General features: G+C 68.4%; 19 protein-coding genes. 12 read left to right on the top strand and 7 right to left on the bottom strand.

All coding sequences use genetic code 11. The features are described 5' to 3' along the window. Position 1: 1 nt before the first annotated feature. Together ACZ54P_RS28605 and ACZ54P_RS28610 are read right to left on the bottom strand one after the other, a co-directional pair. Complete coding sequence (locus ACZ54P_RS28605) at positions 2-1,540, bottom strand: sensor histidine kinase (RefSeq protein ID WP_465464669.1); 1,539 nt, start codon at positions 1,538-1,540, stop codon at positions 2-4. A 171-nt stretch (positions 1,541-1,711) separates the two neighbouring features. After that, the gene (locus ACZ54P_RS28610) at positions 1,712-3,793 is read right to left on the bottom strand and encodes a fatty acid desaturase (RefSeq protein WP_465464670.1); all 2,082 of its coding nucleotides are present in this window, start codon (positions 3,791-3,793) and stop codon (positions 1,712-1,714) included. A gap of 398 nt (positions 3,794-4,191) precedes the next feature. On the opposite strand from ACZ54P_RS28610, the gene tig reads away from it, so the two are divergent. The 6 genes from tig (at position 4,192) to ACZ54P_RS28640 (ending at position 10,142) form a co-directional block, all read left to right on the top strand. Next, on the top strand, positions 4,192-5,562 hold the full coding sequence (gene tig / locus ACZ54P_RS28615) for a trigger factor (RefSeq protein WP_465464671.1): 1,371 nt from the start codon (positions 4,192-4,194) through the stop codon (positions 5,560-5,562). A 207-nt stretch (positions 5,563-5,769) separates the two neighbouring features. After that, positions 5,770-6,372 (top strand): ClpP family protease, encoded by a 603-nt coding sequence (locus tag ACZ54P_RS28620; RefSeq protein WP_037310765.1) that lies wholly within the window; start codon positions 5,770-5,772, stop codon positions 6,370-6,372. A gap of 28 nt (positions 6,373-6,400) precedes the next feature. Then, positions 6,401-7,072, top strand: a complete 672-nt coding sequence (locus ACZ54P_RS28625; protein WP_465464672.1) for an ATP-dependent Clp protease proteolytic subunit — start codon at positions 6,401-6,403, stop codon at positions 7,070-7,072. A 275-nt stretch (positions 7,073-7,347) separates the two neighbouring features. After that, complete coding sequence (gene clpX / locus ACZ54P_RS28630; RefSeq protein ID WP_061988908.1) at positions 7,348-8,643, top strand: ATP-dependent Clp protease ATP-binding subunit ClpX; 1,296 nt, start codon at positions 7,348-7,350, stop codon at positions 8,641-8,643. 114 nt (positions 8,644-8,757) lie between these two features. Further along, entirely contained in the window at positions 8,758-9,141 is a 384-nt protein-coding gene (locus ACZ54P_RS28635) for a hypothetical protein (RefSeq protein ID WP_465464673.1), read from the top strand. Between the two features lie 74 nt (positions 9,142-9,215). Further along, positions 9,216-10,142 (top strand): anti-sigma factor RsbA family regulatory protein, encoded by a 927-nt coding sequence (locus tag ACZ54P_RS28640; RefSeq protein ID WP_465464674.1) that lies wholly within the window; start codon positions 9,216-9,218, stop codon positions 10,140-10,142. 44 nt (positions 10,143-10,186) lie between these two features. Here ACZ54P_RS28640 and ACZ54P_RS28645 read toward each other — a convergent pair whose 3' ends face one another. Both ACZ54P_RS28645 and ACZ54P_RS28650 read right to left on the bottom strand, forming a co-directional pair. Next, on the bottom strand, positions 10,187-11,128 hold the full coding sequence (locus tag ACZ54P_RS28645; RefSeq protein ID WP_465464675.1) for an alpha/beta hydrolase: 942 nt from the start codon (positions 11,126-11,128) through the stop codon (positions 10,187-10,189). 97 nt (positions 11,129-11,225) lie between these two features. Then, positions 11,226-11,924, bottom strand: coding sequence for a TetR/AcrR family transcriptional regulator (locus tag ACZ54P_RS28650; protein WP_465464676.1), 699 nt, complete (start codon positions 11,922-11,924; stop codon positions 11,226-11,228). 73 nt (positions 11,925-11,997) lie between these two features. Here ACZ54P_RS28650 and ACZ54P_RS28655 point away from each other — a divergent pair, with 73 nt between their 5' ends. Beyond that, on the top strand, positions 11,998-13,437 hold the full coding sequence (locus ACZ54P_RS28655; RefSeq protein ID WP_465464677.1) for a carotenoid oxygenase family protein: 1,440 nt from the start codon (positions 11,998-12,000) through the stop codon (positions 13,435-13,437). Positions 13,438-13,440: 3 nt separating this feature from the next. Here ACZ54P_RS28655 and fdhD read toward each other — a convergent pair whose 3' ends face one another. Continuing rightward, positions 13,441-14,271, bottom strand: a complete 831-nt coding sequence (fdhD, locus tag ACZ54P_RS28660) for a formate dehydrogenase accessory sulfurtransferase FdhD (protein WP_465464678.1) — start codon at positions 14,269-14,271, stop codon at positions 13,441-13,443. Positions 14,272-14,373: 102 nt separating this feature from the next. Here fdhD and ACZ54P_RS28665 point away from each other — a divergent pair, with 102 nt between their 5' ends. From ACZ54P_RS28665 to ACZ54P_RS28680, 4 genes are read left to right on the top strand one after another with little or no spacing between them, the layout of a single operon-like run. Continuing rightward, entirely contained in the window at positions 14,374-15,735 is a 1,362-nt protein-coding gene (locus ACZ54P_RS28665) for an L-lactate MFS transporter (protein WP_465464679.1), read from the top strand. Continuing rightward, on the top strand, positions 15,732-15,860 hold the full coding sequence (locus tag ACZ54P_RS28670) for an MFS transporter small subunit (RefSeq protein WP_465464680.1): 129 nt from the start codon (positions 15,732-15,734) through the stop codon (positions 15,858-15,860). The genes ACZ54P_RS28665 and ACZ54P_RS28670 overlap by 4 nt, the downstream gene beginning before the upstream one ends. Positions 15,861-15,879: 19 nt before the next feature. After that, the gene (locus ACZ54P_RS28675) at positions 15,880-16,638 is read left to right on the top strand and encodes an SDR family NAD(P)-dependent oxidoreductase (RefSeq protein WP_465464681.1); all 759 of its coding nucleotides are present in this window, start codon (positions 15,880-15,882) and stop codon (positions 16,636-16,638) included. 48 nt (positions 16,639-16,686) lie between these two features. After that, positions 16,687-18,093 carry an LCP family protein gene (locus tag ACZ54P_RS28680; RefSeq protein ID WP_465464682.1) on the top strand — a complete coding sequence of 469 codons (1,407 nt, stop codon included), beginning with the start codon at positions 16,687-16,689 and terminating at the stop codon, positions 18,091-18,093. 3 nt (positions 18,094-18,096) lie between these two features. Here ACZ54P_RS28680 and ACZ54P_RS28685 read toward each other — a convergent pair whose 3' ends face one another. Both ACZ54P_RS28685 and ACZ54P_RS28690 read right to left on the bottom strand, forming a co-directional pair. Continuing rightward, entirely contained in the window at positions 18,097-20,403 is a 2,307-nt protein-coding gene (locus ACZ54P_RS28685) for an FdhF/YdeP family oxidoreductase (protein ID WP_465464683.1), read from the bottom strand. A gap of 126 nt (positions 20,404-20,529) precedes the next feature. Next, on the bottom strand, positions 20,530-20,853 hold the full coding sequence (locus ACZ54P_RS28690; protein WP_465464684.1) for a hypothetical protein: 324 nt from the start codon (positions 20,851-20,853) through the stop codon (positions 20,530-20,532). A 122-nt stretch (positions 20,854-20,975) separates the two neighbouring features. Between ACZ54P_RS28690 and ACZ54P_RS28695 the strand changes: the two genes are divergently transcribed. Beyond that, positions 20,976-23,609, top strand: coding sequence for a valine--tRNA ligase (locus tag ACZ54P_RS28695; RefSeq protein ID WP_465464685.1), 2,634 nt, complete (start codon positions 20,976-20,978; stop codon positions 23,607-23,609). Positions 23,610-23,759: the final 150 nt, after the last annotated feature.

A 23,759-nucleotide genomic window follows, 5' to 3' on the forward strand; every position in this document is an offset into this window, starting at 1 on the left:
CTCAGCGTCGGGTGCCGACCTGGGGCGTGGTTGTGCCGAAGCTGTGTACCCGCTGTGGGGATTCGATCACCGGCAGAGACACGGCGAACTCGGTGTGCCCCGGACGGCTGTGCACCTCGATGGTGCCGTGGTGGGCCACCACGATCGCCGACGCGATCGCCAACCCGAGCCCGGTGCTGCCCGCCGTGCGCGAACGGCTGGAGTCCCCGCGCGCGAAGCGTTCGAAGACGCTCGACAGAAGTTCCGGCGCGATACCGGGGCCGTCGTCGGTCACGGTCAGCACCGCGGTCCCGTTGTGGGAACGGCTCAGCGCGGTGCGCACCGTGGTTCCCGGCGGGGTGTGCGTGCGCGCGTTGGACAACAGGTTCGCCAGCACCTGGTGCAGGCGCTGGACGTCGCCGCGGACGGTCAGCGGCCCATCCGGCAGCCGAAGTTCCCAGCGGTGGTCCGGGCCCGCGACGTGCGCGTCGCCGACTGCGTCCGCGGTCAACCGGGCGAGATCGGCGACACCCGCTTCGAGCGGCCGTCCGGCGTCGAGTCTCGCCAGCAGCAGGAGATCCTCGACCAGCGTCGTCATGCGGGCGGCCTCGGACTGGATGCGGGACAGCGAACGCGCCACCTCCGGCGGCACCAGCGCACTCCCGCGGCCGGCGAGTTCCGCGTAGCCGCGGATCGCCGAGAGCGGGGTGCGGAGTTCATGGCTCGCGTCCGCGACGAACCGACGGACGCGGGTTTCAGTGGCCTGCCTGGCTTCCAGCGCCTGGGAGATGTGCCCGAGCATGAGGTTCAGCGCCGAGCCGACCTGGCCGACCTCGGTGCGCGGATCGGTGTCGATTTCGGGCACCCGCACGGAAAGCGCGACCTGACCGCGGTCGAGCCGCATCGCCGACACGCGGCCCGCGGTCGCCGCGACCCGGTCGAGCGGCCGCAGGGTGCGCCGGACCGCGACCGCGCCGAGAAACCCCGCGCCGACGACGCCGGCCGCCGCCACCCCGAACAGGATCCACCCGACCGTCGCCAAGGTGTCCTGCATCGGTTCGAGCGGGAGGCCGGTGACGACGACCCCGCCGGGAATCGAGACGGCCTGCACCCGGTAGTCACCGAGGCCGCCGAGCGCCAGGGTCGCCGGGGGCCGGTCGGCGGGGACGGAGAGCAGCCCGGCCTCCTGTTCGGCCGAGAGACCCTGCGGAAGTCCTTGTACCGAAAGCACTCCGGCGTAGAGGACCCGGTCGCCGGTGAAGCGCACGCTCAGCGTCCCCGACGCCTGACCCGGCGCGTCAAGCGGATCGGGCCCCGGGCCGGGCAGGTCGTCCGGCGGCTGATTCGCGTAGTCATGGGCGCGGGCCGACGCGGCTGAGAGCTGGCCGTCGATCTGGCCGATGAGGAACGACCGCAGCGCGATCTCGCTGACGACGCCGATCACCAGGCAGACGAAGGTGAGCAGCAGCACCATCGAGCCGGTCAGCTTGGTGCGCAGGGAAAGCCGTCCGGGCCGGGTCCACCGGCGCGGGCCGGCGGAGGAGACCGAGCCGGATGCCATGACCCGAGCGTGCGCCGCGGTCGTATGCGCGCGGTGTGACCCACCTGTGAGCCCGCTGTGTGCCTGGGCTAAGTCGTGAAGTACATGATGGCCCCCTTCCTTGCGCCTGGCGAAAGGAAGGGGGCCATCATGTACCGGGGAAGGTGTGAAGGTCGAGTCGCGTAAGGGCCCTCACGGCCGGTCGTAGTCCACGCTCAGTTCGGGCGACGTCGCCACCGCGCGGCAGGTCAGGATCCGTCCCGCCGCGACCTCGTCGTCCCCGAGCGCGTAGTGCACGTCCATCCGCGCGCTGCCGTGCACCACCGACGCCCGGCAGGTCCCGCAAGCCCCGCCGACGCACGCGTACGGCGCGTCGACGCCGTGACGCAGGGCGGCGCTCAGCACGGTTTCGCCCACGGTCGCGGGAATTTCGACGGTCTTCCCGCCCGCGGTCACCGTCAGCATCGGACCCGGCCGCCGCGAGGGCCGGACGGGAAGCGCGCCCTGGAACAGTTCGAAGTGAACGTTTTCCTCGGGGACGTCCTTGTCGGCCAGCGTCCGGCGGGCCATGTCGACCAGCTCGCGCGGGCCGCACAAAAACCAGTCGTCCACCTTCGCCGGGTGCAGCCGCGCTTGGAGCAGCGCACGGAGGCGGGTGCCGTCGAGACGGCCGCGCTGGTAGCGCTCGTGCGAAATCGCCAATGCCTCGCCGACGGCGTCGAACGGTTTCTCGATCCGGTGCGTGCGAAGGTCCGGGTCCCGTTCGTCGGTGCGGTAGTGCACGACGTGCAGTCGTCCGCCCAACCGCGCGGCGAGGTCGCCGAGTTCGGCGGCGAACATCGTGCTGGCGCCGGAGGTGTTGATGTAGAGCAGGGTCGCCCTGCTGTTCGGTTCGGTCAACAGGGTCGAGGTCAGGATCGACAGGATGGGCGTGATCCCGCTGCCGGCGGCGAGCGCGACGTACCGGCCGGTGCGGCCCTGTTCCGGGGTTAGCGTGAACGTGCCGTGCGGGGGCAGCACTTCCAAAACGTCGCCCGCCTCCAGCTCGGTGGTGGCGAACGTCGAGAACGCGCCGCCGAGCTGATGCTTGATCGCGATCCGCAGTACTCCGGATTCCGGCGTCGAGCAGATCGAGTACGCGCGCCGGACCTCTTCACCGTCGACCTCCGCGCGGATGACGAGATGCTGGCCGGGAGTGAACCGGAAGGTCTCCCGCAGCTGTTCGGGCACGTCGAACGTCACGGTGACGGCGCCTTCGCACAGCGGCCGCACTTCGGCGACCCGCAGCGAGTGGAACCGGCTCGGCTGCCGGGGCTGGGGAGCGGGTGGCTCTTCGGTGAACGAGCCGGTCAGCTGACGCCATTCGCGGTACTCCGACGACGTCAGGCCGCGGCCCCACGCCGTCGCGATCGGGACGTCCCTGGCGAGGTAGGCCTCGCGGTTGTCCTTCCACGTCCGCAGATACCGGTAGAACGGGATCGCCGGGTGGAGATGGTGCACGAGGTGGTAGTTCTGACAGAGCATGATCGGCGTCATCAGCCATTCGAGCCCGACGCGGACCCGGGTGGCGCCGAACCGGTTCTGCCGTCGCGCGCCGAGGTCGTGATGCGGGAGCCAGTCGAACCACCAGGCCAGGACGGCCAGCCCGACGCGCTGCGGGATCAGGTGGATCACCAGCAGTTCCCAGCCGAGACCGGTCGCGGTCAGCCAGGCGAACACGGCGAGGCTCAGCACGACGGCGGCGGCGTTTTCGACGCGTTCCGACGGCGGCCGCGTGCGTTGCCGCGCCACGGAGAAGCGGGCGTACCAGAAGTCGATCGTCAGCCACCGCAGCGGCAACTGCCACCAGGGGCCGTGCGCGGTCCACGCGTCGGGATCGGTGTGCGCGTCCTCGTTGGTGTTGCGGTGGTGTTCCAGATGGATGTAGCGCACCAGGGGAAAGGAGCCGTACCCCGCCACGAACGGCATCGCGAGCCTGCCGAGCAGTTCGTTGACCCAGGTGAGCTGCCCGGCCGCGTGATGCGTCGACTCGTGCAGCACGGTGAACATCGTGAAGGTGACCAGCGCGTGGAGGGGGATGGTCACCCACAGCGGCGCGGCCTCGTTCACCACCAGCCAGGTGGCGCCGGCCCAGACCATGGCCCCGACGGCGAAGAGCAGGACGGTCGGCACCGAGACCATCGGAAGCGGGATCCGCGGCGCGGGTACGCCGCGGCGCGCCGGTCTCGCCGGGAGTCCCCCGGTGTCCTCGGACCGGGTAGCGGTGACGGTCATCGATCGGTCCCCTCGGTCGATGGCTACCGGGACAAGCTGCCACACCGTAGACAATTAGTACTGGTTTGTAAACTTCATCGACCTGCTGCAACGCCCCGCCGAAGCGCCCGATGGTGAAGCGTGGCGCGCATCCGTGTCCAGGAAAGGGCCGGTTCGTGACAGAGAAGAACCGAAAACTGATCCGATCGGGTGGTCCACGGCCGGTTCGGCGGACACCCGCCGAAACCTGTGAACGGCCGGGGCGAGGGGTCCGGCGGCGCTGGAGCGGCCCCGGACCCGGGCCGACGATCCGCGGGGCCTAGACTCGGACGGCCCGGTCTGCAAGGCGACCAGGGGACATCCGCTGTGCACCACATGCGGATGCTCAATCACATCGTTTACCGCTCGAGGAGAATACGTTGAAGAGCACCGTCGAGCAGCTCAGCCCGACGCGAGTCAAGATCAATGTCGAGGTGCCGTTCGACGAGCTCAAGCCGAACTTCGACCGCGCCTACCGCAAGATCGCCCAGCAGGTGCGCATCCCCGGCTTCCGCCCGGGCAAGGCGCCGGCTCGCGTGCTGGAAAGCCGGATCGGGCGAGCCCCGGTGCTCGACGAGGTCGTCAACGAGGTCATTCCGGCCAAGTACATGGAAGCCGTGCGCGCGGGCGAGGTCCGCACGCTGGGCCAGCCCGAGTTCGAGGTGATCAAGCTCGAGGACCGTGAGGTGCTCGAGTTCACCGCCGAAGTCGACGTCCGCCCGGAGATCTCGCTGCCCGACCTCGAAGGCTTCTCGGTCAGCGTCGACGACGTCGAACTGACCGACGCCGAGGTCGACGAGCAGCTCGACGAGCTGCGCGCCCGCTTCGGCACCCTGACCGGTGTCGAGCGCGCGGCCGAGAACGGCGACTTCGTCTCGATCGATCTCGCGGCCACCGTCGACGGCCAGGAGGTCGAGGAGGCCTCGACCACCGGACTGTCCTACGAGATCGGCTCCGGCCAGCTCGTCGACGGCATCGACGAGGCGATCATCGGCGCGAACGCGGGCGAAACCAAGACCTTCACCACGAAGCTGGTCGCCGGCGAGCACGCGGGCAAGGACGCCGAGGTCACCGTCACCGTGCAGACCATCAAGCAGCGTGAGCTGCCGGAGGCGGACGACGAGTTCGCCCAGATGGCGAGCGAGTTCGACACGATCGACGAGCTGAAGGCCGACCTTCGCGACCGTCTCGGCCGCGTCAAGAAGATGCAGCAGGGCGTCCAGGCGCGGGACAAGGTCCTCGAGGAACTGCTCGAGCGCACCGAGGTCGCGATCCCGGAGAAGGTCCTCGAGGCCGAGATCGAGAACCGCAAGCACGACGCGATCCACCCGTTCGACCACGACGAGGCGCAGTTCGCCAAGGCTCTCGAAGCCGAAGGCCGCACCCTCGAAGAGTTCGACACCGAGGTTCGCGAAGAGTCGGAGAAGGCGGTCCGCACCCAGCTCCTGCTGGACAGCATCGCCGACGCCGAGCAGACGTCGGTCAACGACGGCGAGCTCACCGAACGCATCATCTACCAGGCGCAGCGCTTCGGCGTCAGCCCGGACGAGTACGTCCAGCGGGCGCAGCAGTCCGGTCAGCTGACCGCGATCTACGCCGACGTCCGCCGCGGCAAGGCGCTGGCCTCGGTGGTCCGCAAGACCACCGTGACCGACGCCTCCGGCACCGCGGTCGACCTCGAAGAGCTCTTCGGCCCCGCAGAACAGGAGACGCAGGTCACCGAAGAGACCGCGAAGACTGCGGCCGAGTAGGGAATACCCGGTCCTCGCGAAAAGGACCGTAAAGCTGTAAGCGAACTTGGGCGGTGTCAGGCATTCTGCACCGCCCAAGTTCGTTAGGGTCGGTTGCGAGATCTTCAGCATCTGGAGACGGCAACAGCATCTCCGACACGCAGCATCTGGACACAACAGCGGCGGCGAGGCACGGCCACGCCGCCGTCGGCGAAAAGGCAGGCAGACGTGACGCAGCACACGCCCGAGGCGCGGACCGGTACCGCAGGGCTCAACCTCACCGACTCAGTCTTCGAGCGGTTGCTCCAGGAACGCATCGTCGTCCTCGGCTCCGAGGTCAACGACGAGGTCGCGAACCGGATCACCGCCCAGTTGTTGCTGCTCGACGCAGACGACTCCGAGTCGGACATCCGCTTCTACATCAACTCGCCCGGTGGCTCGGTCACCGCGGGTTTCGCGATCTACGACACCATGCAGCTGATCCGCCCGGACGTCGCGACCTACGCGATGGGCCTGGCCGCGTCGATGGGGCAGTTCCTGCTGTCCTCCGGCACGCCCGGCAAGCGGTACGCGCTGCAGCACGCGCGCATCCTCATGCACCAGCCCTCGGCGGGCGTCGGCGGTACCGCCTCCGACATCGCGATCCAGGCCGAGGTGTTCGGCAAGTGGAAGCAGGAGCTGGCCAAGATCACGGCCGAGCAGACCGGTCAGACGGTCGAGCAGATCGTCAAGGACGGCGACCGCGACCGCTGGTTCACCGCGCAGGAGGCGAAGGACTACGGCTTCGTCGACCAGGTCCTCACGCGCGAGAACCCGCTTCCCAACCGCTGATCCGCGCTGGCACACAGGAGAAATTTCAATGAGCAACTTCCAGCTTCCGATCGGGTCGCAGGGACCTGGGCCGCAGTCGCGGCTCCAGCTGCCGCAGTCGCGGTACGTCCTGCCCTCCTACGTCGAGCGCACCAGCTACGGCATCAAGGAGTCGAACCCGTACAACAAGCTCTACGAAGAGCGTCAGATCATGCTCGGCGTGCAGATCGACGACGCGTCGGCGAACGACGTGATGGTCCAGCTGCTGCACCTCGAGCACGAGGACCCGGACCGCGACATCATGATCCTGATCAACTCGCCCGGTGGCTCGTTCACCGCGCTGATGGCGATCTACGACACGATGCAGTACGTCCGTCCCGACATCGTCACCATGTGCATCGGACAGGCCGCTTCGGCCGCCGCGGTGCTGCTGGCGGCCGGTACCCCCGGCAAGCGGTTCACGCTGCCGAACTCGCGCGTGCTGATCCACCAGCCCGCCACCGAGGGCACCTACGGCCAGGTGTCGGACCTGGAGATCCAGGCCAACGAGATCCAGCGGGTGCGCCGCCAGATGGAGGTCATCCTGGCCAAGCACACGAACAAGGACGCCGACGACATCAAGAAGGACATCGAGCGCGACAAGATCCTGACGGCCGACGAGGCCAAGGCGTACGGGATCGTCGACGAGGTGCTCGAGTACCGGAAGGCTTCGAGCAGCTGATCGCGGACGGAACCGGTGCGTGTCGGGAGACGACACGCACCGGATCCCTGGTCTAAGGTCAGCTTCTGGCGTGCTCAGATGTGACGTTGGTTCTCCCGCCGACGGCATCGGGCGGGTACCGTCAGTGGCGATGAGTGAGGCTCCGAGCGGTCATCCGTGACCGGGGCGGTACGAGAGTCAGGCGCAACAGTGCAGGCGCACCAGCGCAGGCGTTGCAGTTCAGGCGTGCAGTGCAGGCGTAATAGAGTGCGCCGGAGGGGACGAGGTCAACGGCCATGGCACGGATCGGTGACGGCGGCGACCTGCTGAAATGTTCTTTCTGCGGCAAGAGCCAAAAGCAGGTGAAAAAGCTCATTGCCGGCCCTGGGGTCTACATCTGCGATGAGTGCATCGATCTCTGCAACGAGATCATCGAGGAAGAACTGGCGGAGGCCGGTGAGGTCAAGCTCGACGAGCTGCCCAAACCCGCCGAGATCCACGAGTTCCTCGAGCAGTACATCATCGGCCAGGACGACGCGAAGCGTTCGCTGGCAGTGGCGGTGTACAACCACTACAAGCGCGTGCAGTCCGACGACAAGGCCGGGCCGAAGGATTCCAAGGACGAGACCGTCGAACTGGCGAAGTCCAACATCCTGATGCTCGGGCCGACAGGCTGCGGCAAGACCTACCTGGCCCAGACACTGGCGAAGATGCTGAACGTCCCGTTCGCGATCGCGGACGCCACGGCGCTCACCGAAGCCGGTTACGTGGGCGAGGACGTCGAGAACATCCTGCTCAAGCTGATCCAGGCGGCGGATTACGACGTCAAGCGGGCCGAGACGGGCATCATCTACATCGACGAGGTCGACAAGATCGCCCGGAAGTCGGAGAACCCGTCGATCACCCGCGACGTGTCCGGTGAGGGCGTGCAGCAGGCGCTGCTGAAGATCCTCGAAGGCACCACTGCCTCGGTACCGCCGCAGGGCGGCCGCAAGCATCCGCACCAGGAGTTCATCCAGATCGACACGACGAACGTGCTGTTCATCGTGGCCGGTGCGTTCGCCGGGCTGGAGAAGATCATCAACGAGCGGGTCGGCAAGCGCGGCCTCGGCTTCGGCGCGGAGATTCGCACCAAGGCCGAGATCGACGAGAGCGACATCTTCTCCGACACGATGCCGGAGGACCTGATCAAGTTCGGGTTGATCCCGGAGTTCATCGGCCGGCTCCCGGTCGTGGCGACGGTGACCCACCTGGACAAGGAGTCGCTGGTCAGCATCTTGACCACGCCGCGCAACGCGCTCGTGAAGCAGTACAAGAAGCTCTTCGAGATGGACAACGTCGAGCTGGAGTTCACCAAGAACGCCCTCGAGGCCATCGCCGACCAGGCCGTACTCCGCGGCACCGGCGCCCGCGGTCTGCGCGCGATCATGGAAGAGGTCCTGCAGCCGGTCATGTACGACATCCCCAGCCGCGACGACGTCGCGAAGGTCGTCATCACCGAGCAGACCGTCCGCGAGAACGTGAACCCGACGATCGTGGCGCGTCAGCCGTCCCGTCGTCGCAGCAGCGAGCGCGGCGAGAAGTCCGCCTGAGGCGGCGCCTCCGCACAGCGCGCTGTCGTCACCGATGCCCCGGCCGGATCTTCCGGCCGGGGCATCGGTTTCTCCGGTCGCGTCCGGCCGGGGACCCGACCGAGATAGGATGCGATGGTGCCGCTGACTTCCACGAAGGACGAGAACGAGGCTCCCGAGCTGGCAGCCGCGAGTCCACGCGAGGTCAGGGGACTCGTCGAGCTCACCGAACGCATTGTCATCGGGGCCTATCGCGGGCACCCGTGGATCCCGCGCGCGCTGACGATCACACTGGGCGTGCTGGTGGCCACCTGCCTGGTGGCCGGCGTCGTCCGGTTGTCGCCGCTGCCGCTGATCCCGCTACCGATGTTCGCCGTATCGGGTTACGCCCTCATCCGGGTCAAGGCGGCGCGCTCCGCAGGGGCGAACCGCGCGCTCGTCGCCTGGACGGGCTTGTTCGCCGGTGCGACGCTCGCCGGATTCTGGTTGATCTCGATGGCGGGACGCTGGCTCGGCTGATCGGCCCGACCCGTTTTCGGATTTCCCTCCATTGGCAGGGTTTCAGAATCGCTCCGGCGGGGTAAGACGAGACCGTGACACTCACCGCGGGACCCTTCTCGCACGTGGGTCTGCTCTACTCCGGTGACTCCGAGTACTTGGACGGCACGGTTCCGTACATCCTGGAGGGGCTGAAGCTCGACGAGCCCGTCGCGGTGGCCGTACCGGGTCCGAACCTGACACTCATCGAAGAGGCCTTGGGTGACGCGGCCGCCGAAGTCGAACTCATCGATATGACCCAAGCCGGCCGCAATCCGGGCCGCATCCTTCCCGGCGTGCTCCTGGCGTTCGCCGACACCCGGCCGGGGCCGGTCCGGATCATCGGCGAGCCGATCTGGGCGGGGCGGTCGGCCGTCGAGTATCCGGCGTGCGCCCAGCACGAAGCGCTGATCAACTTCGCTTTCGGCGACCGTGACCTCAGCATCCTGTGCCCGTACGACCGCGACCGGCTCGACGACGACGTCCTGGCCGACGCCCAACGGACCCATCCGATCCTCTCCGGCACCGAGGGGGACCGCCCGAGCGAGCACTACGCCCCCGACTCGGTCGTCGACAAGTACAACCTGCCGCTGCCCGAGCCGCGGCGGGCCGACACGTTCCGTTTCGACCTCGCGAGGCTCTCCGCGGTGCGCCACTTCGCGCAGATCTGTGCCGAGGAGAACGGACTCGGACGGGGCCGGGTGGAGGATCTCGTGCTCGCCGTCGCGGAACTGTCCGCCAACAGCGTGCTGCACGGTTCGGGCCACGGCGTCGTCCGCATCTGGAACGACGGGGAGTACGTGCTCTGCGAGGTCATCGACGAAGGCACGCTGAGCGACCCGCTGGCCGGCAGGCGGCCCGCCACCCCGGGGCAGATCGGCGGCCGCGGCCTGGTGCTGGTGAACCAGGTCGCCGATCTGGTCCGGCAGTACCGCAGACCGGGCTCCACCGTCACGAGGATCTTCTTCCGTCACGTCTCGTGAGTGGTAATGACGGTTCTAACCGTCATTACCACTCACGAGACGTTTCAGGAGTTCTTCGGAACGTGTTTCCCGAGGAACGCGATCAAGCTCGGCACGACCGTGCGGTTGAACGCGTCGCCGTGCTTACCCCGCGCGGTGTGCGCGACCGTGGGTCGCGCTTCGGAGATGAACTTCCGCACCCCGCCGATGAACGGGTCCTCGGTACCGCACCAGATCCCGGTCGGCACCTTCTTGGTGATGTCGATGTGGCGCAACGGGTCCAGCGCGTTCCAGTCGGCGGCGTCCCGGAAGGCGCGTCGTTTGCTCATCTCCGCCCACGACGTGATCAGCGCCGGCGCGAGTGCCGCGACCGCGGCGGGCGGGCGGCGGCGTTCCAGCCGGCGGCGGGTGTAGAGCAGCGCGCCGAAACCGCCCATCGACAGCCCGGTGGCGGCGAACGGCAGGCCGTCCCGGCCACCGAGGCCGCGGGCGGCCAGCCAGCGGGGGACCTCTTCGAGCAGCATCGCCATCGGGTTGTCGCCGGGCTGGTTCTCGTGCCAGTAGTGGTCGCCGCCGTCGACCGCGACGAACCCGAACGGGGGCACCGCCTTGCGGGCGACTTCACTGCCGAGTTGCTTGAGCAGTCCGGTGGGGGCCGCGTGCCGGGCGGTGCCGTGGAGACCGTGCAGCATCAGCGACATCGGCAGGCCTTTGGGCGGGGCCTTGGTCGGCAGCATCAGCACGAGATCGACTTCACGTCCGCGTGCTTCGGAGTAGACGCGTTCGACACGGGGGCTGCCCAGTTGGGTCGCCGGGGTCGGCGAAGCGACGCCGAGTGCTCGCTGGAGCGCTTCGCTGAACGGCAGGGCTCCGCTGGCCGTTCCGGCGGCGAGACCCGCGACACCGAGGCCGGAGGCACCGGCGATCAGAACGGAACGACGGCTCAGCCACCGTCGGGCGCCGTGCACCCCCGGCAGCGTGGTCTGCCCCTGGTCGTCGTCGTTCACCCGTCCCCGTTCCCCCGTTGATCTTCTACCAGGTCAGACGTGCGCTTCCGCTCGGAGGTTGCACATGTCACCGACCTGTGACCGGGGTATCGCCGGATCAGGTGCCGTCGTTTCCTTCTTTCGCGCGCCATGACTCGATCGAGACCTGCGCGGACCTGGTCGCCGCTTCGAGGGTGTCGCCGAGACCGACCCCGAGCGTGACCGCCAGTGGTACGAGGATGTGGTCCACACCATGGTCGTCGGTGCCGAAATGACCGGCGACCTCCAGCGTGATGTACCCGTGCAGGGCGCTCCAGAGCTGGGCGGCGACGGCGAATTCCGGGGCGGGGCGGAAGCGGCCCGCGTTGATCGTCCGTGCCGCGGCGCGGACGAGGTGGTCGAAGGCCTCGATGCCCTCGTCGCTGAGGTTGCGGCGGGTCGCCTCGTCGGTCAGGTCGCCGAGCGCCGCCTTCTGCCCGCTGGGCTGGCTCTGGCCGAAGGTCACCGCGTAGAGCTGCGGGTTTTCCACCACTGTTCGCCGGTACACCAGGGCCAGGGTGAGGATGTCCGCCACCGGATCGGCGGTTTCGGCGACCTCGGCCAGGTTCGCCGACAGCCGGCGGAAACCTTCACGGGCGACCGCGTCCACCAAGGCGCCCATGCCGCCGAAGTGGGTGTAGACGGCCATGGTCGACGCGCCGATCTCGGCGGCCAGTTTGCGGGCCTGGAGTGCCTCGGGGCCGCCGTCCGAGAGCAGCCGGATCGCCGCCTCGATCAGCTTGGTCTTGACCTCCATGGCGGCGGGCTTCGGGGACATGGTTGCCAGTATTCCATAACCCTGTTATAAATGAATCCATAACCACGTTATATTCGTCGCTAGGGGGCAAGTGATGGGCAACAAGTTCCTCCAGGGCAATTTCGCCCCGGTCAGGCAAGAGCGCACGAGCACCGAGCTGGAGGTCACCGGGCACATCCCGGAGTACCTCGACGGCCGCTACCTGCGGAACGGCCCGAATCCGCTGTCCGAAGTGGATCCGGCGACCTACCACTGGTTCACGGGCGACGGGATGGTGCACGGGGTCCGGCTGCGCGACGGGCGAGCCGAGTGGTACCGCAACCGCTGGGTCCGCACGCCCGGCCTGTCCGCGAGGCTCGGCGAGCGCTGGGCGGGCGGGTCGACCGCCGGGATGTCCGCCCTCGGCGCCAACACCAACGTGATCGGGCACGCGGGCAAGACCCTCGCGCTGATCGAAGGCGGGCCGACGAATTTCGAGCTGACCGACGAGCTCGACACCGTCGGCGCGTGCGACTTCGACGGCACCTTGCCCGGCGGCTACACCGCCCATCCCAAACGCGACCCGGAGACCGGCGAACTCCACGCCGTGTCCTACTTCTTCGGCTGGGGCAACAAGGTCCAGTACTCGGTGATCGACGCCGAGGGCCGCGCGCGGCGCAAGGTCGACATCGAGGTCACCGGCTCACCGATGATGCACGACTTCTCCCTGACCGAGAAGTACGTCGTCTTCTACGACCTGCCGGTCACCTTCGAGGTCGAGGAGGCTGTCGCCGCGTCCGTCCCGTCGTTCCTGCGGACCCCGGCCCGGCTGGTGATCTCCGCGCTCTTGGGCAGGGTGAAGGTGCCGGATCCCGTCACGGCGAGGCTGCGCCAGCGCATCCAGGGGAACGCGGACTTCCCGTACCGGTGGAACCCGAAGTACCCGGCGCGGATCGGGGTCATGCCGAGGGAGGGCGGCAACGGCGACGTCCGCTGGTTCGAGGTCGAGCCTTGCTACGTGTTCCACCCGATGAACGCCTACGACGACGGCGACAGCGTCGTGCTCGACGTCGTCCGGCATCCCAAGATGTTCGACAGCGAACTGCGCGGGCCCGCCGAGGGGCCGCCGACCCTGGACCGCTGGACCGTCGACCTGAACGTGGGCAAGGTGATCGAGGAACGCCTCGACGATCAGGGGCAGGAGTTCCCGCGCGTGGACGAGCGGCTGGTCGGACGTCCGCACCGGTTCGGCTACTCGGTGTCCACAGGGGACGGATCGGCCTCCTCCGGCGCGCTGCTCAAGCACGATCTGGGGAAGCGATCGGTCCAGCGCCGGGAATTCGGCGACGGCGCCCAAGTGGGGGAGTTCGTCTTCGTACCGTCCTCTGTGGACGCCGCCGAGGACGACGGCGTACTGATGGGATTCGTCTTCGACGCCGCGACGCGGAAGAGCGATCTCACGATCCTGGACGCCGGGACGCTGGAGACCGTCGGCGCCGTGCACCTGCCGGACCGGGTGCCGAACGGCTTCCATGGAAACTGGGTGGGCGCCTGAAAGTCAGTCGAGGCCGAGCACGCGGTGCTCACCGGTGTAGAGATTCATGCTGTCGCCCCGCAGGAAACCGATGAGCGTCATACCGTTCTCCTCGGCCAGTTCCGCGGCCAGCGACGACGGCGCGGAAACCGCCGCGAGCAGGCCGATCCCGGCCATGGCGGCCTTCTGCACCAGCTCGAACGAGGCACGGCCGGACACCAGCAGACCGGTGTCCGCCGCGGGGATCCGGCCCTCCTGCAACGCCCAGCCGAGCACCTTGTCGACGGCGTTGTGCCTGCCGACGTCTTCCCGGACGACGGCGAGGTTCCCTTCGGCGTCGAACAGGGCGGCCGCGTGCAGTCCACCGGTGCTGGCGAAGACCTTCTGCTGGGTGCGCAGCGTGTCCGGGAGCTTCGACAGGACGTCGGTGCTCACCGCGAACTCGGACTTTTCCGGGGAAAACCGGCTTCGCAGCTTCACCGCGTCGAGTGCGGCTTTGCCGCAGACGCCGCATGAGGACGTCGTGTAGAAGTTGCGCTCGACCCCGGTCTCCGGCGGGGCGACCCCCTCGGCCAGTGCTACGTCCAGCACGTTGTAGGTGTTGCGGCCCTGATCGTCGACGCCGTCGCAGTACCGGGCGACCGCCACGTCCTCGCGGGAGGCGAGCACGCCCTCGGACAACAGGAACCCGTGCGCCAGTTCGACGTCGTTGCCGGGTGTCCGCATGGTGACCGCGAGTGCCTTGCCGCCGACGCGGATCTCCAGCGGTTCTTCGGCCGCCAGCGCGTCGGGCCGTCGCACGTCACGGTTCGCGGAGATCTTCCGCACCGGACGGCGCACCGTCACCCTGCCCACTTGTCCACCCTTCTGACCGGTTCATTTGACACCTGACTACTGCAACGTCGGGAATTAAGTAATACATTCCCTCTGCACATCCCCAGAGTACGGAGGCGCTGGATGGCTGTCGGCTTCCTGGACCGTTCCCGCATCGTCGCGCCACCCGGCTGGAGCCGCTGGCTGGTGCCGCCCGCCGCGCTGGCGGTCCACCTGTCCATCGGGCAGGCGTACGCGTGGAGTGTCTTCAAACCGCCGCTGGAGAAGACCCTCGGCCTCACCGGCAGCCAGAGCGCGCTGCCGTTCCAGCTCGGCATCGTGATGCTCGGGCTCTCGGCGGCCTTCGGCGGGACGCTGGTCGAGCGCAACGGGCCACGCTGGGCGATGTTCGTCTCGATGGTCTGCTTCAGCTCGGGTTTCCTGCTTTCCGCGCTCGGTGTGGCGACTTCGCAGTACTGGCTCGTCGTCCTCGGCTGGGGCGGGATCGGCGGCATCGGCCTCGGGATCGGCTACATCTCGCCGGTGTCGACGCTGATCAAATGGTTCCCGGACCGCCCGGGAATGGCCACCGGGATCGCGATCATGGGCTTCGGTGGCGGCGCGCTGATCGCCTCCCCGTGGTCGGCGCAGATGCTGGGCACGGCGCCGTGGTCGATCGGGACGGTCGCGACCGCGTTCCTTGTGCACGGCCTGGTCTACGCCGTCTTCATGAGTCTCGGGATCCTGCTGGTCCGGGTCCCGGCCGACGACTGGAAGCCCCGAGGCTGGGAGCCGAAGACCGATCACGGCAAGGCGATGATCACCACCGCGAACGTGTCGGCGCGCAACGCCGTCAGGACACCGCAGTTCTGGTGTCTTTGGGTGGTCCTGTGCTTCAACGTGACCGCGGGGATCGGCATCCTGGAGAAGGCGTCGCCGATGATCGCGGACTTCTTCCGCGAAACCTCGACACCGGTCGGCGCGGCGGCCGCGGCCGGGTTCGTCGCCCTGCTCTCGCTGACCAACATGCTCGGCCGGTTCGTCTGGTCGTCCACTTCGGACCTGGTGGGGCGCAAGAACATCTATCGGCTCTACCTCGGTGCCGGCGCCCTGTTGTACCTCGTGATCGCGTTGACCACCAACACCTCGAAACTCGTGTTCGTCCTGTGCGCCATGCTGATCCTGTCTTTCTACGGCGGTGGCTTCGCGACCGTCCCGGCGTATCTGAAGGACCTCTTCGGCACCGACCAGGTCGGGGCGATCCACGGCAGGCTGCTGACCGCGTGGTCGATGGCGGGGGTGCTCGGGCCGCTCATCGTCAACGCCATCGCCGACAGTCAGAAGGCGGCGGGCAAGGTCGGCCCCGACCTCTACACGACGTCGTTGTTCATCATGATCGGCCTGCTGGTCGTCGGCTTCGTGGCCAACGAACTGGTGCGGCCGGTGAACCCGAAGTACCACGAGCCCGGCTCGACCGGCGCGGCCGTGAGGAGTGAGACCCGATGACCGAACAGGCTCCCGAGCGCCGCCGCGTCGGCCTGATGGTGCTGGCTTGGCTGTGGGTGGCGCTCCCGTTCGCTTACGGCGTCTACGAACTGTTCCGGAAGGTGGTCCAGCTCTTCGGTGGCTGACCCGCGTAGGGTTCGGCCCGTGGGTGTACTGGTGACCGGGGCGTCGCGTGGCATCGGCCGGGCGATCGCCCGTGCTTTCGCGGAACAGGGCGAGCGTGTCGTCGTCCACTATGCCGGCAACCGGGAAGACGCCGAGCGGACGTTCGGCGGGCTTGCCGGCGACGGCCACGGGCTCGTGCGGGGCGACCTCGCGGATCCCGAAGTGGCGCAACGGATCGCGGACGAGGCTGAGTCCCTTGTGGACGGAGTCGACGTGCTGGTGAACAACGCCGCCGTCGCGACCTCGCCCGCGACGGCCCATCCGGTCGCCGAAGTGTCCTATGCGGACTGGCAGCGGATCTGGCGGCGAACGGTCGACGTCAACCTGCTCGGCACCGCGAACGTGACCTATTGCGTCGCGCGGCACATGATCGCGCGCGGCGCTCCCGGCCGGGTCGTCAACATCGGGTCGCGGGGCGCCTTCAAGGGTGAGCCCGACCACCCGGCGTACGGGGCGAGCAAGGCCGCGCTGCACTCGCTCGGACAGTCGCTCGCGGTCTCCCTCGCCCCGCACGGGATCGCCGTGACCTCGGTCGCGCCCGGGTTCACCGCCACCGACCGGGTCGCCGGCCGTCTCGAAGGCGAGAGCGGCGAGGCCCTGCGCGGGCAGAGCCCGTTCGGCCGGGTCGGCACGCCGGAGGAGGTCGCGGCCGCGGTGCGCTACCTCGCTTCCCCCGAGGCCACCTGGGCCTCGGGGGCGATCCTCGACCTGAACGGGGCCTCGCATCTGCGGATGTGAAGTGGATCACTTGTGCAGCATCGGCGGCTCCTCGTGCGTCCTAGGGATGTGCACAAGCTGGGGAAGGTCCTCGTCGCCGCGCTCGCGGTGGCCGTTTTCGGTGGGACCGCGTACGGATACACGACGATGAGCTCGCTGGACGGTGTCACCCGCGAGGACCTCATCGATTCCCCGGAACCGGGGGAGCGGCCCGCCGACGGCTCGCTGGACATCCTGCTGGTCGGCCGTGATTCGCGGACCGACGCCCAGGGCAACCCGCTGTCGCCGGAGATCCTGCGCGAGCTGCGGACCGGCGCGAACGGCGACGACCTGACCGACACGCTGATCGTGCTGCGCATCCCCAACGGTCAGCAGGCGGTGAAGGCGTTCTCCATCCCGCGTGACTCCTGGGTCGTCCAGCCGGGCGGCAAGGACAAGAGCAAGATCAACGAGATCTTCGGCCGGACCAAGTTCGCCGTGGCCGGCGAACTGCGCAAGCAGGGCAAAACCGACAAGGCCGAGATCGACAAGCAGGCGATCACCGCCGCGCGGAAGGCGACCTTGAAGGCGGTCGAGGAGCTCGCCGGGCTCAAGATCGACCACTTCGCCGAGGTCAACCTGCTGAGCTTCTACGAGATCAGCAAGGCCGTCGGCGGGGTCGAGGTGTGCCTGAACAAGGCCACCAAGGACCGCGATTCCGGCGCGGACTTCCCCGCCGGACGGCAGACGATCCAGGGCGCCGACGCGCTCGCCTTCGTCCGCCAGCGCAAGAACCTGCCCCGCAGCGACCTCGACCGCATGCGCCGTCAGCAGGTGTTCCTCGCCGGGCTGGCGAAACAGGTGCTGTCGGGCGGGACGCTGGCGAACCCGGCCCGGGTCTCCGAACTGATCGACGCGGTGAAGCGGTCGGTCATCCTCGACGGTTCGTGGGATCTGCTCGACTTCGTCCGGCAGATGCGTGGCGTCTCCGGCGGTGGCATCGCGTTCGAGACGATCCCGGTGGTCAACCCCGACTACCGCTACGACCCGAAACACCCCACATGGACCGCCGTGCAGGTGGATCCCGCCCAGGTGCGCGCCTTCGCCGCCTCGCTGATCGGCGCCCCGCCCGCCGCCACCTCGCAGGCGCCCGCCGGGCCCACGGTCGACGTCGTCAACGCCAGCGGCAAGGACGGCCTCGCCGCCCGCGTCGCGGACGTGGTGGGGGAGAAGGGTTTCACCAAGGGGGACACCAAGGCCGAGGCCGGGCGCCGGACTTCCGTCGTCCGGTTCAGCGACGCGTCCGGGCCGGCCGCGGAGATCGCGAAGCTGCTCGGCGGACTGGACGTCCAAAAGGCCGATTCGGTCGCGGCAGGCCATGTCGAGGTCGTGCTCGGGCAGGTCTACAAAGGACCGGGCTCGTCCTCGGGTGGCGGGGGAGCGGCCGGTCAGGGCGACCAGCCGATCACCCCCGACACCGCGGGATGTATCGACTGACGCTCAGGACGGCGGCTCCAGCCGCACCACGATCGCCTTCGACACCGGGGTGTTCGACTTGTCCGCCACCGAATCCAGTGGCACCAAGGCGTTCGCCTCGGGGAAGTACGCCGCGGCGCAGCCGGGCGCGGTCGGGTAGGAGACCACCCGGAACCGCGGGGCCCGGCGATCACCGTCGCGCCATTCCGAGACCAGATCGACCATCGCGCCGTCGGTCAGCCCGAGCGAGACCAGGTCGCCGGGGTTGACCAGCACCACGCGCCGGGCGTCCTCGATCCCGCGATAGCGGTCGGAAAGGCCGTAGATCGTGGTGTTGTACTGGTCGTGGCTGCGCATCGTCTGCAGCAGCAGCCTGCCTTCGGGGACTCGCGGATATTCGAGTCCGGAGACGGTGAAGTTCGCCTTGCCGTTGGCCGTCCCGTTGAACTGCCGGGAATCGCGCGGCGCGTGCGGGAGGACGAACCCGTCGGGCTCGCGAACGCGGGCGTTGTAATCGTGGCAGCCGGGAACGACGCGGGCGATCCGGTCGCGGATGAGGTCGTAGTCGCGGTGGAAGTCCCGCCACGGCACGGCGTGCCCGGCCCCCAGCAGTGCTTCCGCGAGGTGGCAGATGATCGCGACTTCGGACAGCAGCTGCTCACTGGCCGGGGTCAGCCGACCGCGTGAGGTGTGCACCTGCGACATCGAATCCTCGACCGTGACGAACTGGTCGCCGCCCGCCTGCGTGTCGCGTTCGGTACGGCCGAGGGTGGGCAGGATCAGCGCCGTCTTGCCGGGGACGACGTGCGAGCGGTTGAGCTTCGTCGACACGTGCGCGGTCAGCGAGCACGACTTGAGCGCCTTCTCGGTCAGCTCGGTGTCCGGCGTGGCGGAGGCGAAGTTGCCGCCGACGGCGAAGAAGACCTTGCCCTTGCCGTCCCGCATCGCGCGGATCGCGGCCACGGTGTCGTAGCCGTGCTCGCGCGGGACCTTGATGCCGAACTCGTCGTCGAGGCGGTCCATGAACGACTCCGGCATCTTCTCCCAGATGCCCATCGTCCGGTCGCCCTGGACGTTGGAGTGCCCGCGCACCGGGCACAGTCCCGCGCCCGGTTGGCCGATCATGCCGCGGACCAGCGCCAGGTTGGCGATCTCGGAGATCGTCTGCACGGCGTGCTTGTGCTGGGTCAGACCCATCGCCCAGCAGTAGATGGTCCGCTCCGAGGTCGCGATCATCCGCGCCAGCCGCTCGATCTGCTCACGCGGCAACCCGGTCGCGGCGCCGACCTCGGACCAGTCGATCTCCCGAAGGTGTTTCGCGTAGTCCTCGAAGCCCTCGGTGGACGACTCGACGAACGCGCGGTCGACGATCGTGCCCGGCGTCTCCTGCTCCCACCGCAGTAAAAGGTGCCCGATCGCCTGGAACAGCGCGAGATCGCCCCCGAGCCGGATCTGCGCGAACTCGTCGGCGAGCGGGGTGCCCTTGCCGATCACGCCGCGGACGTTCTGCGGGTTCTTGAACCGCATCAGGCCGGCTTCGGGCAGCGGGTTGACCGCCATGATCTTGGCCCCGTTGCCCTTGGCCTCCTCCAGCGCGGACAGCATGCGCGGGTGGTTGGTGCCCGGATTCTGGCCGACCACGACGATCAGGTCCGCCTTGTGGATGTCGGCGAGCGACACCGAGCCCTTGCCGATCCCGGTGGTGGCCGCCAGCGCCGCACCGGAGGACTCGTGGCACATGTTGGAGCAGTCCGGCAGGTTGTTGGTGCCGTAGGAGCGCACGAGCAGCTGGTAGAGGAACGCGGCCTCGTTGCTGGTGCGGCCGGAGGTGTAGAAGATCGCCTCGTTCGGGTCCCGCAGCGCGCGCAGTTCGTCCGCGACCAGGGTGAACGCGTCGTCCCAGGAGATGGGCTCGTAATGCGACGCGCCCTCGCGCAACACGAACGGTTCGGTGATCCGGCCCTGCTGGCCGAGCCAGAAGTCGGTCTTCTCCGCCAGCTCGTGGATGGAGTGCTCGGCGAAGAACTCGCGGCCCACCCGGCGCTTGGTCGCCTCCTCGGCGACCGCCTTCGCACCGTTCTCGCAGAACTCCGCGAGCTTGCGGTGCTCGCCGTCGACCTCGCGCGGCTCCGGCCAGGCACAGCCCGGACAGTCGAAGCCCTCGCGCTGGTTGAGCAGCCGCAGCGTCTTCACCGTGCGCGCGGCGCCCATCTGCTCCATGCCGCGTTTCAGGGAGACGGCCACCCCGGGGATCCCGGCCGCCCAGCCCTTCGGTTTCCCGACTTCGAGCTGTGTCTCGTCAACGTCGTTCGCGGGTGCTTCGCGGGTCATGGCTCCATCGTGCGCCTAGGCGTTCCCTGGCGCGACCGAGGGGCCCGGGTACGCCGCGTTTCGTCCTCTGAATGCGGTACTTGCACACGCAAGGACCGCATTCAGAGGACGAAACGCGCTGAAACGTCAGGCGTCAGTGACGATCCGGGTGATCTGCGATTCGTCGTAGGGGAACCACGGCGTCTCGTTGACACCGCGTTCCTGCACCGCGTTCACCGTCACCGCGGCCACGACCAGCACGATCAGGCCGATGATCGCGGCGATCCCCGGCCACCGGCTCGAACCCGGCTCGCGGTAACCGCCCGTCGCCGCGCCCGCCTTCCGCTGCTTGCGGCGCTTCTTCTTGAGTTCCTTCTTCGCGCCGAGCCAGGCGTCCAGCTCCGCGTGCTTCTGCCAGTTCGGGTCGACCAAGTCCGGATGGGTCTCGATCCGCCGGTCTTCTTCGTCCATGTGGCTCTGATCCCCCGGGTGATCGTGATTCGTCGCCGAATTCCACCGGCCACCTTACCCGGGTCGCCGCCCGTCACGGCCGGTGAGGAACGCGGAGGACGGGGTTCGTAGACTTGTCAACTGTGACCGAGAACGCCCAGCAGCAGCAGACCGACCTACCGGGTGCCTGGAACCCGGCCGACGAAGAAGCCTCGCTCTACCAGCGCTGGGTAGACGCCGGGTACTTCACGGCCGACCCCACGTCGGACAAGCCGCCGTTCACGGTAGTCATCCCGCCCCCGAACGTGACCGGTTCGCTGCACATCGGGCACGCCTTCGAGCACACCCTGATCGACGCCATCACCCGCTACCACCGCATGCTCGGCGACGAGACGCTGTACCTGCCGGGAATGGACCACGCGAGCATCGCGGTCCACGCCCTGGTCGAGAAGCAGCTCCGCGCCGAAGGCACCAGCCGCCGCGAACTCGGCCGCGAGGCCTTCGTCGAGCGCGTCTGGCAGTGGAAGCAGGAGCACGGCGGCCGCATCCTCGCCCAGATGAAGCGACTCGGCGAGGGAGTCGACTGGACCCGCGAGCGGTTCACCATGGACGACGGCCTGTCCAAGGCCGTCAACACGATCTTCAAGAAGCTCTTCGACGACGGCCTCATCTACCGCGCCGAGCGACTGGTCAACTGGTCACCGGAGCTGCGGTCGGTGCTTTCCGACGCCGAGGTGAAGCACGAGGAGGTCGAGGGCGAACTCGTCTCCATGCGCTACGGCGACGGCGAGAACGCGATCGTCGTGGCCACCACCCGGATGGAGACGATGCTCGGCGACACCGCCGTCGCGGTCCACCCGGACGACGAGCGCTACACGCACCTCATCGGCACCGAGGTCGAACTGCCGCTGACCGGGCGCCGGATCCCGATCGTCGCGGACAAGCACGTCGACCCGGAGTTCGGCACCGGCGCGGTCAAGGTGACCCCCGCGCACGACCCGAACGACTTCGAGATCGGCCAGCGCCACGACCTGCCGATGATCACCATCATGGACGAGCAGGGCCGGATCGAGGGCACCGGCACCGAGTTCGACGGCATGGACCGCTTCGAGGCCCGTGTCGCGGTGCGGGAGAAGCTGCGCGAGCAGGGCCGCATCGTCGCCGAGAAGCGGCCGTACCTGCACAGTGTCGGGCACTCCGAGCGCTCGAAGGAGCCGATCGAGCCGCGCCTTTCGCTGCAGTGGTTCGTCAAGGTCGGCCCGCTCGCGAAGGCCGCCGGTGACGCGGTGCGCGACGGCCGGGTGAACGTCCACCCGCCGGAGCTGGAGAAGCGCTACTTCGACTGGGTCGACAACCTGCACGACTGGTGCATCTCGCGCCAGCTGTGGTGGGGCCACCGCATCCCGGTCTGGTACGGCCCGGACGGCGAAGTCGTCTGCGTCGGACCGGACGAGGAGCCGCCCACCGCCGAGGGCTGGACCCAGGACCCGGACGTCCTCGACACTTGGTTCTCCTCGGGCCTGTGGCCTTTCTCGACCCTCGGCTGGCCGGAGAAGACGCCGGACCTGAACAAGTTCTATCCGACGTCGGTGCTGGTCACCGGCTACGACATCCTGTTCTTCTGGGTCGTGCGGATGATGATGTTCGGCCTCTACGCCACCGGCGAGGCGCCGTTCAAGACCATCGCGCTGCACGGCATGGTCCGTGACCAGTTCGGCAAGAAGATGTCGAAGACCGCGGGCAACGGTGTCGACCCCATCGAGTGGATGGACCGCTACGGCACCGACGCGCTGCGGTTCACCCTCACGCGTGGCGCCAACCCGGGCACCGACGTGCCGATCGGCGAGGAATGGGTCGCGGGCTCCCGGAACTTCACCACGAAGCTCTGGAACGCCACCAAGTTCGCGATGATGAACGGCGCGGACGCGAACGCCCCGCTGCCCGCCCCGGCCGAACTCACCGAGGCCGACCGCTGGATCCTCGGCAGGCTCGGGACCGTTGTCGAGGACGTCACCGGCTACCTGGCGGACTACCAGTTCGCCAAGGCCACCGACACGCTCTACCAGTTCACCTGGACCGAGCTGTGCGACTGGTACCTGGAGCTGTCGAAGGTCCAGGTCTTCCAGGGTGACGAGGCCCGCGTGACGGCGACGCGCGCGGTGCTGGGGCACGTGTTCGACACGGTGCTGAAGCTGCTGCACCCCTTCATCCCGTTCATCACCGAGAAGCTGTGGACGGCGCTGACCGGCCGCGAGTCACTGGTGATCGCCCCGTGGCCGGTGGCGGACCCCTCGTACGCCGACGCCGTGGCGGACAAGCGGATCGCGGACGTGCAGAAGCTGGTCACCGAGGTCCGCCGGTTCCGCGCGGACCAGGGCCTCAAGCCCAGCCAGAAGGTGGCCGCGCGGCTGTCCGGCGACGGATTCGCCGAGATCACCGGGCACGACGAGCCGATCCGCTCGCTGGTCCGGCTCACCCAGCCGGAGGACGGCTTCGCGCCGAGCGCGTCGATCGAGGTCGGGCTGTCGACCGGTGTCGTCACCGTCGAGCTGGACCTGTCCGGCACGATCGACGTCGCCGCGGAACGCAAGCGTTTGCAGAAAGACCTCGGCGCGGCGGAGAAGGAACTGGCGCAGGCTGAAGCCAAGCTCGGCAACCAGGCCTTCATCGACAAGGCACCGGAGCCGGTGATCGGCAAGATCCGGGCCCGCAAGGAGACCGCGGTCGCCGACATCGAGCGCATCAACGCCCGGTTGGCGACGCTGCCCGCCTCCTGACGAGCGCTATGAAAGGTCCTTTCCTTGCAAATTTCGCAAGGAAAGGACCTTTCATTGAGCCTTTTCCATCTTGGTTAGCTGAGGCTGTATTCGAGGGTGAGGATGGCTTTGGCTAGTGCGGTGACGCGGTGGGTGCTGGTGCGGACGCGG

This window comes from Amycolatopsis sp. NPDC034160, assembly GCF_055575355.1.

What these genes read in the sequence shown, in the direction of transcription:
- ACZ54P_RS28605 (WP_465464669.1), bottom strand. Translation starts at nt 1,540, where the DNA reads ATGGCATCCGGCTCGGTCTCCTCCGCCGGCCCGCGCCGGTGGACCCGG.
- ACZ54P_RS28610 (WP_465464670.1), bottom strand. Translation starts at nt 3,793, where the DNA reads ATGACCGTCACCGCTACCCGGTCCGAGGACACCGGGGGACTCCCGGCG.
- ACZ54P_RS28625 (WP_465464672.1), top strand. Translation starts at nt 6,401, where the DNA reads ATGAGCAACTTCCAGCTTCCGATCGGGTCGCAGGGACCTGGGCCGCAG.
- clpX (WP_061988908.1), top strand. Translation starts at nt 7,348, where the DNA reads ATGGCACGGATCGGTGACGGCGGCGACCTGCTGAAATGTTCTTTCTGC.
- ACZ54P_RS28635 (WP_465464673.1), top strand. Translation starts at nt 8,758, where the DNA reads ATGGTGCCGCTGACTTCCACGAAGGACGAGAACGAGGCTCCCGAGCTG.
- ACZ54P_RS28650 (WP_465464676.1), bottom strand. Translation starts at nt 11,924, where the DNA reads ATGTCCCCGAAGCCCGCCGCCATGGAGGTCAAGACCAAGCTGATCGAG.
- ACZ54P_RS28655 (WP_465464677.1), top strand. Translation starts at nt 11,998, where the DNA reads ATGGGCAACAAGTTCCTCCAGGGCAATTTCGCCCCGGTCAGGCAAGAG.
- ACZ54P_RS28665 (WP_465464679.1), top strand. Translation starts at nt 14,374, where the DNA reads ATGGCTGTCGGCTTCCTGGACCGTTCCCGCATCGTCGCGCCACCCGGC.
- ACZ54P_RS28670 (WP_465464680.1), top strand. Translation starts at nt 15,732, where the DNA reads ATGACCGAACAGGCTCCCGAGCGCCGCCGCGTCGGCCTGATGGTGCTG.
- ACZ54P_RS28685 (WP_465464683.1), bottom strand. Translation starts at nt 20,403, where the DNA reads ATGACCCGCGAAGCACCCGCGAACGACGTTGACGAGACACAGCTCGAA.
- ACZ54P_RS28690 (WP_465464684.1), bottom strand. Translation starts at nt 20,853, where the DNA reads ATGGACGAAGAAGACCGGCGGATCGAGACCCATCCGGACTTGGTCGAC.